Below are 12,826 nucleotides of genomic sequence, written 5' to 3'. Positions count from 1 at the left end.
GGGGCTCCTATCTTAAGGGGATGATCGCCATCGTACACCATCCCGATTACGTCACCGAGGCGCCCGCGCGCAGCACCTATCGCTGGGGCAAGAACGGTGCGATCCGCGACCTGCTGCGCGATTGGGGGCCGCGCGCGACATGGTTCGCGCCCGAGCCGATGCCGCGCGAGTGGCTGGAGGCGGCGCACGATCCCGATTACGTCGCGGAAGTGCTGTCTGCGCAGGTGCCGCCCGGCAAGGAACGCCGCATCGGCTTCCCCGTGACCCCGATCGTCGCACGCCGGGCGCAGCTGGTGCCGGGCGGCACGTATCTCGCTGCGCGGCTCGCGCTTGAACACGGTTTCGCCGCCAACACCGCCGGCGGCAGCCACCACGCGCTCGCCGATACCGGGGCGGGCTATTGCGTGTTCAACGACCTCGCCGTCGCCGCACTGCGGCTGGTGGACGAGGGGACGACGTCGCGGGTCATGATCGTCGACGTCGATGTCCACCAGGGCGACGGCACCGCTGCGCTGACCGCCGGCCACCCGCAGATCGCGAGCTACTCGATCCACGCCGAAAAGAACTTCCCGGTCCGCAAGGCGCGTTCGACGCTCGACGTCCCGCTCGCCGACGGGATCGGCGACGATGCCTATCTTACCGTGCTGGAGGAAACGCTCGCGCCGTTCGTCGCCGAATGGCAGCCGACGCTGATCCTCTACCAGGGCGGGGTCGATCCGTTCGAAGGCGACCGGCTGGGTCGGCTCGCCCTGACGCAAGACGGGCTCGATCGCCGCGACCGCCTTGTCGCGCGGCTCGCGATCGACGCCGGCATCCCGCTCGCCAGCACCGTCGGCGGCGGGTACGGCGACGATGTGATGGCGATCGCCGCGCGCCACGTCCGCGTCATCGACACGCTGGCGCAGGCGTTTGCGGGAACCGTGGGGGCGGATCGTTCGTAGCGAGCGCGATGACGACCTTGCTCTGGCTCAGGCAGGACCTGCGCCTCCACGATCAACCCGCGCTCGCCGCCGCCGCGCATCAGGGGCCGGTGATCCCGGTCTACATCCTCGACGACGATGCTCCCGGCGACTGGCGGATCGGCGGCGCGCAACGCTGGTGGCTGCACCACAGCCTGACGTCGCTCGGAAAGGCGCTGGAGCAAGAAGGCAGTCGCCTGATCCTCCGCCGCGGCGATGCCGTGGCGATTCTCACCGGGTTGATGGAGCGGACCGGCGCCGACGCGATCCACGCCATCCGCCATTACGAGCCGTGGTGGCGCAAGGCCGAGGACGCGCTCGGCGAACGGCTGTGCCTGCATGACGGGAACCACCTCGCGCCGCCCGAGCAGGTCAGGACCGGATCGGGCGGGCAGTTCCGCATCTATTCCGCGTTCTGGAAAGGCCTGCAGGAACATCTGCCGCCCGAACGGCCGTTGCCCGTGCCCGACGCGATCCCGGCGCCGGAGCAGTGGCCGGATAGTGACGCACTGGCCGGGTGGCAGCTGCTCCCGACCACCCCCGACTGGTCGGGCCGGTTCGACTGGACGCCCGGCGAGGACGAGGCGCGCCACAAGATCGCGGCGCTCGATCTCGAAGGCTACGACGATCGCCGCAACATGCCTGCGGAGGAAGGCACCTCACGACTTTCGCCGCACCTTCATTTCGGAGAGGTGTCGCCGCGTGCGGTCTGGCATGCCAGCGACCCGCATGACGTCACCTTCCGCAAGGAACTGGCGTGGCGCGATTTCACCGACGGTGTCGTGCTTGCGTTGCCCGATTATGCTGACCGAAACGGTCGCGCGGCCTACGATAAGCTCCCGTGGCGCAGCGACGCGGAAGCGAGCCGCGATCTGCGTGCATGGCGGCGCGGCCGCACCGGCTATCCGATCGTCGACGCCGGGATGCGTCAGCTCTGGCACAGCGGCTGGATGCACAACCGCGTCCGCATGATCACCGCTTCGTTCCTGGTGAAGCACCTGCTGCTCGACTGGCGGGAGGGCGAGCGCTGGTTCTGGGATTGCCTGATCGACGCCGACTACGGCAACAACGCGGTCAACTGGCAGTGGGTCGCCGGCACCGGCGTCGACGCGAACATGTTCGGCCGGATCATGGCGCCGCTCTCGCAATCGGAGAAGTTCGACGCCGCCGATTACATCCGCGAGTGGGTGCCCGAACTCGCGCATTTGCCCGACGATGCGATCCACGATCCCGACGCGGCCGGGTGCCGTCCGCACGACTATCCCGCCAAGCTGATCGGCCACCGCGAGGCACGCGAACGCGCGCTGGCGGCGAACCGGAAGGTGCGATAGGGCGCGTCCGCGATGGACGCGGCCACCTCTCATCTCTCGCGACGCCCGGTGCGTGCGCGTCTCCTCGCGCCGCTGTGGCACCGTATCCTCGACCGCATCGATCGTGGACTTCGCGAAGGCGCGATCGACGCGCGGCTGCCCGACGGGACGCAGCGATTGCTTGGCGGTCATGCGCCCGGTCCGGTCGCCGTCGTCCGGCTGGTTCGCTGGCGCGCGCTGCGCCGACTGGTCACCGCCGGCTCGATCGGCTGGTACGAGGCGTGGGAGGCGGGCGACTGGACCAGCCCCGATCTGGTGCCGATCTTCGACCTGTTCGTCCGCAACCGTGCGGCGCTCGGTGATGTCGCGCGCGCCAAGCATGTCGCGCGGCTGGCGATGTGGCTCGGCCACCGCCTGCGCCGCAACCATCGCAGCGGTGCGCGCCGCAACATCGCCGCGCATTACGATCTCGGCAACGATTTCTATCGCGAATGGCTCGACGCCACGCTCACCTATTCCAGCGCGCTCGCCGCAAGTCCCGGCGAACCGCTGGAGGCGGCGCAGCAGCGCAAGCTCGACGCGATCCTCGCGCGCACCCGCGCCACCGCCGGGCAGCGACTTCTGGAGATCGGCTGCGGCTGGGGATCGTTCGCGGCCACCGCCGCCGCCGCGGGCGTGGCTGTTCACGGCCTGACCCTCTCTACCGAGCAGCGCGATCATGTGCTCGCGCGCGAACTGCCCGGCGTCACCGTCGCGCTCACCGACTATCGCGATGCGCACGAACGCTACGACGCGGTCGCCAGCATCGAGATGGTCGAGGCGGTCGGCCCGGAATATTGGCCCGCTTACCTGGCGACGATCGCACGTGTGCTGAAGCCGGGCGGCCGGGCGGCGCTGCAATTCATCACCATCGCCGACGACATCTGGGATGCCTATGCCGGCAGCGCCGACTTCATTCAGCGCTACGTCTTTCCCGGTGGCTCGCTGATCTCCGCCACCCGCTTCCGTGCGCTCGCCGCCACACACGGGTTGGGATGGGAAGACGAACACAGCTTCGGGCTGGATTATGCCGAAACGCTTCTCGACTGGCGCCGCCGTTTCGACCGCGCCGTCGACGAAGGCCGCCTGCCGACACGCTTCGACGCGCGCTTCCAGCGGCTGTGGCGCTACTATCTCATGTATTGCGAGGGCGGTTTCCGCGGCGGCGGCATCGACGTGATGCAGGTCACGCTGGTCAAGCGGTAGCCTCGCCCGACGGCACTCCGAAAGTAATGCGGGGTGACGCTTTCATAGCGGCATGACAGCGGTTCGATCGAAACCGTCATTGCGAGCGGAGCGAAGCGATCGAGGGCGTCCCGATCCGGCTCTGGATTGCTTCGCTCCGCTCGCAATGACGGTTACGAACGATGACGCTTGCCTGGCGACGTCGGAGCTTACGCGATATCCCGGATCACGTCAGGGACGACACTCGTCGAGGCGCGGCGAGGCGCTCACCCCACCCGTTCACGATGGTTCACCCCGAACCCGTCGACCGCCAGCGTCACGATCCGCTCCGCCACCACCTCGGGTGCCTTCACCGATGCCGGATCTTCGCCGGGATAGGCGCGCGCGCGCATCTTGGTCCGCGTCGCGCCGGGATCGAGCACCGCGACGCGAATCCGGCTGACCTCGGCGGTTTCGTCACCATATGCTTCCAGAAGCGTCTCGAATGCTGCTTTTGATGCGCCGTACGCGCTCCAATAGGCGCGCGGCGTGCGCCCGACCGACGATGTAACGCCGATAACGCGTGCCCCGGCGGACCGCCGCAGCATCGCATCGAAGGACTGGATCAACGCCACCTGGGCCGACACGTTCAGCGTCAGCACCTGCGCCAGCTCCTTGGCATCGATCGCGGGCACCGCCGCCAGCGAACCCAGCATTCCGGCATTCAGGACCATGACGTCAAGTGCCTGCCAGCGCTCGCCGATCGCCGTCGCCAGCCGCGCGATCGAGTCGCTCTGCGCCAGGTCCAGCGGCGCGATCGTCGCCGACCCGCCCGCGTCGAAGATCGCCTGCTCGACCGCTTCCAGCCCGGCCGCAGTGCGCGCCGTCAACACGACGTGCGCCCCCTGCGCACCCAGCGCGATCGCAGTCGCCGCACCGATACCGCGGCTCGCACCGGTCACCAGCGCCAGTTTGTCGGCAAGAGGCTTCGTCATGAACGTCATCCCGGATTCGTCCCGGGATTCACCGTCCCGCGAACCTGTTGAGCGCCGCACCTGCGACGGGGAAGGAGCCGGCGGGTGGTTAGTTCACCCGCTCCGCCAGCATCGCGAACTGATCGACCGCGCTCGATTCGTCGTGGTCCGTCAGCGTCGTCGGATAGTCGCCGGTGAAGCACGCATCGCAATATCGCGGGCGTCCCTCGGTCCGCTCGGTCTCGCCCAGCGCCTTGTACAGCCCGTCGATGGAAACGAACGCGAGGCTGTCGGCATGGATGAAGTCGGTCATCCCGCCGAGATCCAGCTTCGCCGCCAGCAACTTGGCGCGCTCGGGCGTGTCGACGCCATAGAAGCAGCTGTGCCGCGTCGGCGGCGAGGCGATGCGCATATGCACTTCCGCCGCACCCGCCTCGCGCATCATCTGCACGATCTTCAGCGAGGTCGTGCCACGCACGATCGAATCGTCGATCAGCACCACCTTGCGCCCCTTGATCAGTGCGCGATTGGCGTTGTGCTTCAGCTTGACGCCGAGATGCCGGACCTTGTCGCCCGGCTGGATGAACGTGCGGCCGACATAATGCGAGCGGATGATCCCCAGCTCGAACGGAATGCCGGACTCCTGCGCATAGCCGATCGCCGCCGGTACGCCCGAATCGGGGACCGGGATCACCAGGTCGGCATCGACCGGTGCCTCGATCGCCAGCTGCGCGCCGATGTTCTTGCGCACCGAATAGATCGAATGATCGTCGACGATCGAGTCGGGGCGCGAGAAATACACCCATTCGAAGATGCACGGCCGCGCCGCGACCTGCTCGAAGGGACGGATCGAGCGAAGCTCACCGTTCTGCACGATCACCAGTTCGCCCGGCTCGACCGAGCGCTCGAAGGTCGCGCCGACCACGTCGAGTGCCACCGTCTCGCTGGCGAAAATGTACGTCTCGCCCAGCTTGCCCATCACCAGCGGCCGGATGCCCAGCGGGTCGCGGCACGCGATCATCCCGTCCGGAGTCATCACGATCAGCGCATAGGCGCCCTCGACCCGCTTCAGCGCGTCGATGAACTTGTCGAGCAGCGTGCGATACTGGCTGGTCGCGACAAGGTGAATGATCGTCTCGGTGTCGGAGGTCGACTGGAAGATCGATCCACGCCGTACCAGTTCGCGCCGCAGCCGCATCGCATTGGAGATGTTGCCGTTATGCGCGATCGCGAAACCGCCCGACTGCAATTCGGCATAAAGCGGCTGGACGTTGCGCAGCGCGGTCTCGCCGGTCGTCGAATAGCGGACGTGGCCGCAGGCGACGTCGCCGGCCAGCGCGCGGATCACTTCGTCGCGGTCGAAATTGCCCGCGACATGACCCATCGCGCGATGGGTGTGGAAGACGTGGCCGTCGAAGCTGGTGATGCCCGCGGCTTCCTGCCCACGGTGCTGGAGCGCGTGGAGGCCCAGCGCCACGAGCGCGGCGGCGCCCTCGGAGCCGGAGGCGCCGAAGATGCCGCACTCTTCGTGCAGATGGTCGTCGTCGAACGGATGTGTTGTCAGCATAAGCGGTGGGGGCTCGCGTGGTGCGGAGCCGCATATAGCGAGCGTCGTGCAAATGTCATCAACCGCGCTCGGAGCGATCGATCATATCGCGCGTTGTGGCCCGCCGCGTGCTGATCTACGCGGAGCGTCATGAGCGATCCGCGAGAGACCGGCAGCGATTTCCTGCCCAAGTTCGATGCCGCCGGGCTGGTGACCGCCGTCGTTACCGATCGCGCCAGCGGCGCGCTGCTGATGGTGGCGCATATGGACGCTGCCGCCATCGCGGCCACCCGCGCGAGCGGCGAGGCGACCTTCTTCTCGCGCAGTCGCGGGCGGCTCTGGAAGAAGGGCGAGACGTCCGGCAACGTCCTTCGTGTCGTCGAGATCCGCGTCGATTGTGATCAGGACGCGCTGTGGATCGTCGCCGATCCCGCCGGGCCTGCATGCCACACCGGAGCGCCTACGTGCTTTTATCGCCGCCTGACCGATTCGGGGCTGGAGCGGCTCGACTGATGTGGCGGGCGCTGGCCGCGTTGCTGCTGCTCGGTGCCTGCGCGCGTGCGCCGGACACCGGGGATGAGGCGGCGGCGGGGCAGGCGCTGGAGGGTGCTGCACGCAACGCCGGCATCGTCGCCGACGCGCGTGACGCGGCCGGCGTCTATGCCGCGGGTGAGGACCGTGTCTGCATGACCCGCAGCGCTGCCGACAGCTACCGGATCGGGGTCAGCGTCGATTACGGGGAGGGGCACCGCTGCATCGCACACGGCACCGCAAAGGGACGCCCGACACTCGATACCGATCTCGGCGCAGGCTGCCGCATGCCGATCACCCGCGACGGCGACCGGCTGCTATTCCCTCCGCGTGCTCCCGCCGCCTGCGCCCGGCTCTGCCAGGGACGCGCGACGCTCGACGCGCTTGCCGTCGATCGGCTCAGCGAGGCGGGCGGCGAGGCGGCACGACTGCGCGGCGCCGACGGCAAGCTGCTTTGCGCTAATTGACGTTCACGTAAAGGGAAGGTATCACCATCTTCATGAGCGCCTCCGCTGCCTACGCCGTCGTTCCCTCGCGGCCCGATCGCGAGACCTTCACGATCACCGACCTGTCGGCGGAGTTCGGAGTTACGCCGCGCGCCTTGCGGTTCTACGAGGACGAAGGCCTGATCGCACCCGAGCGACGCGGCATGGTCCGCATCTACTCGCACCGTGATCGCGCCCGTCTGGCCTGGATCATGCGCGGCAAGCGGCTCGGCTTCAGCCTGGCCGACATTCGCGAGATGATCGATCTCTACGATCTCGGCGACGGGCGGCAGACCCAGCGGATGGTTGCCATGGAGCGATGTCGCGATCGGATCGCCGCGCTGGAACAGCAGAAGCACGACATCGATGCCGCGATCACCGAGTTGTCCGAGTTCGTCGGCGTGCTCGAGGCCGGCACAGCAAGGAAAGAGTGAGACGATGCCCCAGTACACGCCACCGATCCGCGACACTCGCTTCGTGCTCGAACATGTCGTCGGGCTTGACCGCTACGCCAACGTTCCCGGCTTTGGGGCCGCCACGCCCGACACCGTCGATGCGGTGCTTGAGGAGGGTGGGCGTTTCGTGGCGGAGGTACTTTTCCCGCTCAACCAGTCGGGCGATCTGGAGGGCTGCACCCGCCACGACGACGGCAGCGTGACCACGCCGGCCGGCTTCAAGGAAGCGTATGCGAAGTTCGTCGAATCGGGCTGGGGGACGCTCAGTGCGCCGGAAGCGTTCGGCGGGCAGGGAATGCCGCACGTCGTCTCGACCGCGTTTCAGGAATATATGATTTCCGCCAACATGGCCTTTGCCATGTACCCCGGCCTTGCGCACGGCGCGATCGCCGCTTTGGTGGTGAAGGGCTCGCCCGAGCAGCAGCAGAAGTATCTGCCCAAGATGGTCGCCGGCGAATGGGGCGGCACCATGAACCTCACCGAGCCGCAGTGCGGCACCGACCTGGGCCTGATCCGCACCCGCGCCGAGCTCCAGGCCGACGGCAGCTACAAGATCACCGGTACCAAGATCTTCATCTCGGCCGGCGAGCACGACCTGACCGACAACATCATCCATCTCGTGCTGGCCAAGACGCCCGGTGCGCCGGACAGCTCGAAAGGCATCTCGCTGTTCGTCGTGCCCAAGGTTATGGTCGGCGACGACGGTTCGCTGGGCGAGCGCAACGGGGTGTCGTGCGGCTCGATCGAGCACAAGATGGGCATCCACGGCAATTCGACCTGCGTCATGAATTATGATGGCGCGACCGGCTGGCTGGTCGGTGAGGAAATGAAGGGTCTCGCCGCAATGTTCATCATGATGAACGCCGCGCGGCTTGGTGTCGGATTGCAGGGGCTGGGCGTCGCTGAGACGGCCTATCAAAACGCCGTGCACTACGCGCAGGATCGTCGCCAGGGACGTGCGTTGACCGGCCCCGCGGAGCCGGGCGAGAAGGCCGACACGCTGTTCGTTCACCCCGACGTCCGCCGGATGCTGATGGACGCCAAGGCTTGGACCGAGGGTTTGCGCGCCTTGTGCCTGTGGGGCGCGCTCCAGGCCGATCTCGAGCACAATGCGGCGAGCGACGAGGATCGCCAGCTTGCCGGCGATCTGCTCGGCTTGCTCACCCCGGTGATCAAGGGCGTCGCCACCGATCGGGGCTACCAGATCGCGACCAACGCCCAGCAGGTCTATGGCGGCCACGGCTACATCCGCGAATGGGGCATGGAGCAGTACGTCCGCGATGCGCGCATCGCGCAGATCTACGAGGGCACGAACGGCGTCCAGGCGATGGACCTCGTCGGGCGCAAGCTGGCGCTCAATGGTGGTCGCGCAGTGCAGGCGTTCGGTCGCATCGTCATGCAAGAGATCGCCGCCGGCAAGGCCGACCCGGCGATCGCCGACTTCGCGGGGCGACTGGAGAAGGCCGCCGGCGAGCTTCAGGCGGCGACGATGTGGTTCCTCGCGAACGGCATGAAGGATCCCAACAATGTCGGCGCCGGTGCGGTGCCCTACATGCATCTTGTCGGGACGGTCGCGGTCGGGCTGATGTGGCTACGCATGGCGACTGCCGCTGCGAAGCTGAAGGGCGAAGGGCAGGGCGACGCCGCCTTCCTCGACGCCAAGCTGGTCACCGCCCGCTATTTCGCCGAGCGCGTCCTTCCGGAAACCGGTTCGCTCCGCCGCCAGATCGAGGGCGGCGCGGAAGCGATCATGGCGCTCCCACCGGAAATGTTCGCAGCTGCCTGAGCGGTTGATGGTAGCTTCCCTCCGCTGCGGGCGCGGGGAAGCTATTCGACGCGTTATTACAGCGGGGGACGGGCGCCGCTTGCGACGACGATCGTAGCTGATGGCAAGCATCGACGTTGATCCCGGCGATCATCTGATGTGTCGCCGGCATAATCACGCCACAAGTCGACCCGCGGCAAAGTGGAGCGCTCCGGCTTGATCGTGACCAAAGCCTTGTGGACATGGATATCCATACCGTGATCGCAGGAAACGTCTTGCCGCCAGCGCGAGAACCCGATCGCAGCGTAGATGCGGCGAAGCGGCCCCATCATCAGCGACGACCACGGCCGATCGGGATGCAATAGCGACATATCGCGTTGACGCTATCCAGCCGAAAGCAGAACAGACCTCAGTAGATCAGCCATGGAGCCCGAAGTAGGAACCGGCAGAGATTCCATTCGGCCTGAAGATGTGATTCCCTCGGGTCTGGAGGTGGATTGGAAAAGGCCGACCTTCATCGCCGGCCTGCGCTGCGATGGCCTGACCGCACCGTGGATCATCGACCGCCCGATCGCCAAGGAGCTATTCGAAACCTAAATCGAGACCCAGCGCGCACCGACGCCCGGGTACGGCAATGTCGTCATCCTCGACAACCTGCCGGCTCATAAAAGCGCAAAGGCCGAGGCGATGTTGAGGGAGCGGGCGCCTGGTTCCTCTTTCTCCCGTCCTGCAGCCCCGATCTTAATCCCGTCGAGATGGCGTTCTCCAACTGAAAGCTCAACTCCGGCGGATCGGTGCCGGGATCGTCGACGATTTCTGGAAGGTCGTCGGCTTCATCTGCGACCTGTATGACTCCGACGAGTGTTAACCACTTCGCCGCTGCCGGCTTTGCGTCCCATTGAACGCTCGATACTATAAGCCTCTGCTTCAACCCTTGTGTTCTCGCCCAGTGAACAGAAATGCCACGCGCCGGCGCGGCGTATAAAGCCGCCGCTACGAACCGCATGCCACTATAGAGTGCGAGGTATTCGGTACCTCGGCGGCCAGTTTGCCGTCGGCATATAAAGCCGCCCGAAAATCGATCCGCGACTTCACAGCCGCCACGCTCGCTTAACAGGCTGGGCCGCAAACGGTCGATATGCCTCTCGATTAAAACCGCGATCCTCTACCCGTACGACGGCCGCCTCAAGAACATCTCAACTAGGTGTTCAAAGCGAATTTCTGGCGGAGCCCGATAGAAACGCTCGTCGGGTCGGGTGCCGTCACTACAACGCACCGCCACTATCAACGCATCCCGAAGGAACAAAAAAATAGCGGCCCGAAGGCCGCTATTCTTCCTCCCGAGGGAGAGCGTAACAGCTTAGTTGCTGTCCGAGCTGTCGTCTTCGTCAGCGACGACGACGATGCCGGCGACAACGGCAGCAGCCGCCAGAACCGCAACGATCACGCCGCCACCGGCGAGCTCGTTCTTCTTCGCCGACGGGGCGCCAGCGCGAACCGACTTGGCGACCGAGAGGCTCGCCGCCGAGTTGGCGGGGGCGGCCATCGCCGGAGCAACCGCCAGCGTGGCGGCAGCGGCAGCGAGCATGTACTTCGCAATACGCATGATGAACTCCCTTTGCGTGCAGGTTGATCTCATAGCCCCGAAATGGGAAAAGGCAAGTCTTGATTGCCGCGGTGCATCATGTGTTCAGGGTCCAGGTCTCTTGTCCCTCGATCCCCAGCGCGGTCAGCCGTCCCGATGCATAGGCGCCGGTATCGATGCCGATCCGATTGGGCTGCCGATCGACGTCGGGGGTGATCGTATGCCCATGGACGATCATCTTCGGATGCGTCCCGCGGTGTTCAAGGAAGCTCTCGCGAATCCACCGCAAATCGCTGTCGCGCTGGTCCTCCAGCGCTACGTCGGGGCGGATGCCCGCGTGGACGAAGGCATAATCCCCCGACACGATCAAATCCTCGAAGCCCTCCAGGAACGCGCGATGCGCGGGCGGGACCAGCGCAGCCATCCGCTCCGCCAGCTGGGGATAGTCGAGCGAATCATATTCGCCACGGTCGATGCCGTAGCTCAGCACCGTTTCCTTGCCGCCCACGCGGCAGAACATCCGCAGCGCGTCCTTCGCACCCGACAGCGCATGAAGGAACAGCTCCTCGTGATTGCCCTTCAGGAAGCGCGTGCCCGGCCGCTCGCGCGACAACGTCAACAACCGCTCCACCACGCCCGCCGAATCCGGTCCGCGATCCACCAGGTCGCCGAGGAAGATAAGGACCGTCTCGACGCTCCCGCCACGCGCCGCATCGTCGGCGTCGATCAACGCCAGCAATCCGTCGAGTTCGGCGCGGCATCCATGGATGTCGCCGATCGCATAGATTCGGGTGTGGCCGGCGGGCGCTGGCGCCGGCATGGCGACCGCACGGGGCGAACGAAACAGCTTCTTGAGCATGAAAAACGCGGAACCAGCGATGTCGGGAAGCGGGCTGCTTAGGCGGGTCGCGCGCCCATCGCAAGCAACGACCGCCAACGCCGGTGTGACAAACCGTTACGCTAACGAATTGCGCTACTTCGCTGCCACCGGTACACGGCGCCCGCGCCAACAGGAGGATCGAATGACCATCAAGCCGGTACGCAAAGCGATTTTTCCCGTGGCCGGGCTCGGCACCCGGTTCCTTCCCGCCACGAAGGCGATGCCGAAGGAAATGCTGACGGTCGTCGACAAGCCGCTGATCCAATATGCGGTGGAGGAAGCGCTGGAGGCGGGGATCGAGCAGATCATCTTCGTCACCGGGCGCGGCAAGGGCGCGCTCGAGGATCATTTCGACATCTCCTATGAGCTTGAGGCGACGATGCGCGCCCGCGGCAAGAGCCTGTCGATCATCGAGAACATCCGTCAGCAGCCCGGCTCGCCGGTCTATGTGCGTCAGCAGGAGCCGCTCGGGCTCGGCCATGCCGTATGGTGTGCGCGCGACATCGTCGGTGACGAGCCGTTCGCGGTGTTGCTGCCCGATGAGCTGATGGTCGGCACCCCCAACTTCATGGCGCAGATGGTGCAGGCCTATGACAAGGTCGGCGGCAACGTCATCGGCGCGCTCGAAGTCGCTCCCGAGGAGACCGACAAATACGGCATCATCTCGCCGGGCGCCCGCGACGGCGCGCTGACCGAGGTGACCGCGCTGGTCGAGAAGCCCGCAAAGGGCAGCGCGCCTTCGAACCTGATGATCCCGGGCCGCTACATCCTCCAGCCCGAGGTGATGAAGATCCTCGACTCGAAGGAAAAGGGCGCAGGTGGCGAAATCCAGCTAACCGACGCGATGGCCAAGCTGATCGGGCAACAGCCCTTCCACGGCTTCACCTTCAATGGCGAGCGCTTCGATTGCGGCGACAAGACCGGCTTCGTCTCCGCCAATCTCGCGCTGGCGATGGAACGCGCCGACATCGGCCCGGCGGTCCGCGCCTTTGCCGAGAAGCGCGTCCGCTAACGGATCAGTCTTGCCCGATCGACCGTCCCCCGGCGCAGCCCGGGGGACGGTCCTGCAAGCAGGGACGGCTTAGCAAGCTGGAACGATCCAGGCGCTCGGGGTGAACCTGCCGGGCGGCGCG

At 66.3% G+C, this 12,826-nt stretch carries 13 protein-coding genes; 9 read left to right on the top strand and 4 right to left on the bottom strand.

Annotated elements, in window-relative coordinates; all coding sequences use genetic code 11:
* Positions 1 to 20: 20 nt before the first annotated feature.
* From SPHPHY_RS0109960 to SPHPHY_RS0109950, 3 genes are read left to right on the top strand one after another with little or no spacing between them, the layout of a single operon-like run.
* Entirely contained in the window at positions 21 to 941 is a 921-nt protein-coding gene (locus SPHPHY_RS0109960) for a histone deacetylase (protein WP_022686536.1), read from the top strand.
* A gap of 8 nt (positions 942 to 949) precedes the next feature.
* Positions 950 to 2,290 carry a cryptochrome/photolyase family protein gene (locus tag SPHPHY_RS0109955; protein WP_022686535.1) on the top strand — a complete coding sequence of 447 codons (1,341 nt, stop codon included), beginning with the start codon at positions 950 to 952 and terminating at the stop codon, positions 2,288 to 2,290.
* 12 nt (positions 2,291 to 2,302) lie between these two features.
* The gene (locus tag SPHPHY_RS0109950) at positions 2,303 to 3,514 is read left to right on the top strand and encodes a class I SAM-dependent methyltransferase (RefSeq protein WP_051148302.1); all 1,212 of its coding nucleotides are present in this window, start codon (positions 2,303 to 2,305) and stop codon (positions 3,512 to 3,514) included.
* Positions 3,515 to 3,759: 245 nt separating this feature from the next.
* On the opposite strand, the gene SPHPHY_RS0109945 is transcribed toward SPHPHY_RS0109950, so the two are convergent.
* Together SPHPHY_RS0109945 and purF are read right to left on the bottom strand one after the other, a co-directional pair.
* A complete protein-coding gene (locus SPHPHY_RS0109945; RefSeq protein ID WP_028056731.1) occupies positions 3,760 to 4,467 on the bottom strand; it encodes an SDR family NAD(P)-dependent oxidoreductase in 708 nt (235 codons plus the stop codon).
* An 88-nt stretch (positions 4,468 to 4,555) separates the two neighbouring features.
* Positions 4,556 to 6,013, bottom strand: a complete 1,458-nt coding sequence (gene purF, locus SPHPHY_RS0109940; protein WP_022686532.1) for an amidophosphoribosyltransferase — start codon at positions 6,011 to 6,013, stop codon at positions 4,556 to 4,558.
* 129 nt (positions 6,014 to 6,142) lie between these two features.
* Between purF and hisI the strand changes: the two genes are divergently transcribed.
* The 5 genes from hisI (at position 6,143) to SPHPHY_RS21980 (ending at position 9,825) form a co-directional block, all read left to right on the top strand.
* Complete coding sequence (gene hisI, locus SPHPHY_RS0109935) at positions 6,143 to 6,505, top strand: phosphoribosyl-AMP cyclohydrolase (RefSeq protein WP_022686531.1); 363 nt, start codon at positions 6,143 to 6,145, stop codon at positions 6,503 to 6,505.
* Complete coding sequence (locus SPHPHY_RS0109930) at positions 6,505 to 6,990, top strand: hypothetical protein (protein WP_022686530.1); 486 nt, start codon at positions 6,505 to 6,507, stop codon at positions 6,988 to 6,990. Before hisI ends, SPHPHY_RS0109930 begins: the two co-directional genes overlap by 1 nt.
* Before the next feature lie 32 nt (positions 6,991 to 7,022).
* The gene (locus tag SPHPHY_RS0109925; RefSeq protein ID WP_022686529.1) at positions 7,023 to 7,442 is read left to right on the top strand and encodes a MerR family transcriptional regulator; all 420 of its coding nucleotides are present in this window, start codon (positions 7,023 to 7,025) and stop codon (positions 7,440 to 7,442) included.
* Between the two features lie 4 nt (positions 7,443 to 7,446).
* Positions 7,447 to 9,249: an acyl-CoA dehydrogenase C-terminal domain-containing protein gene (locus tag SPHPHY_RS0109920; RefSeq protein WP_022686528.1), complete on the top strand. Its 1,803-nt coding sequence runs from the start codon at positions 7,447 to 7,449 to the stop codon at positions 9,247 to 9,249.
* Positions 9,250 to 9,651: 402 nt separating this feature from the next.
* Positions 9,652 to 9,825, top strand: coding sequence for a hypothetical protein (locus SPHPHY_RS21980; protein ID WP_156025079.1), 174 nt, complete (start codon positions 9,652 to 9,654; stop codon positions 9,823 to 9,825).
* Positions 9,826 to 10,588: 763 nt separating this feature from the next.
* Here SPHPHY_RS21980 and SPHPHY_RS0109905 read toward each other — a convergent pair.
* Together SPHPHY_RS0109905 and SPHPHY_RS0109900 are read right to left on the bottom strand one after the other, a co-directional pair.
* Entirely contained in the window at positions 10,589 to 10,834 is a 246-nt protein-coding gene (locus tag SPHPHY_RS0109905; protein WP_022686525.1) for a hypothetical protein, read from the bottom strand.
* A 76-nt stretch (positions 10,835 to 10,910) separates the two neighbouring features.
* Complete coding sequence (locus SPHPHY_RS0109900; protein WP_231370397.1) at positions 10,911 to 11,633, bottom strand: metallophosphoesterase family protein; 723 nt, start codon at positions 11,631 to 11,633, stop codon at positions 10,911 to 10,913.
* Positions 11,634 to 11,835: 202 nt separating this feature from the next.
* On the opposite strand from SPHPHY_RS0109900, the gene galU reads away from it, so the two are divergent.
* Positions 11,836 to 12,705 (top strand): UTP--glucose-1-phosphate uridylyltransferase GalU, encoded by an 870-nt coding sequence (gene galU / locus SPHPHY_RS0109895; protein ID WP_022686523.1) that lies wholly within the window; start codon positions 11,836 to 11,838, stop codon positions 12,703 to 12,705.
* Positions 12,706 to 12,826: the final 121 nt, after the last annotated feature.

It is taken from the genome of Sphingomonas phyllosphaerae 5.2 (assembly GCF_000419605.1).
Lineage (GTDB): Bacteria > Pseudomonadota > Alphaproteobacteria > Sphingomonadales > Sphingomonadaceae > Sphingomonas > Sphingomonas phyllosphaerae_B.
Note: the sequence above shows the minus strand (reverse complement) of the source record. Positions and strands in the feature narration are given on the sequence as shown.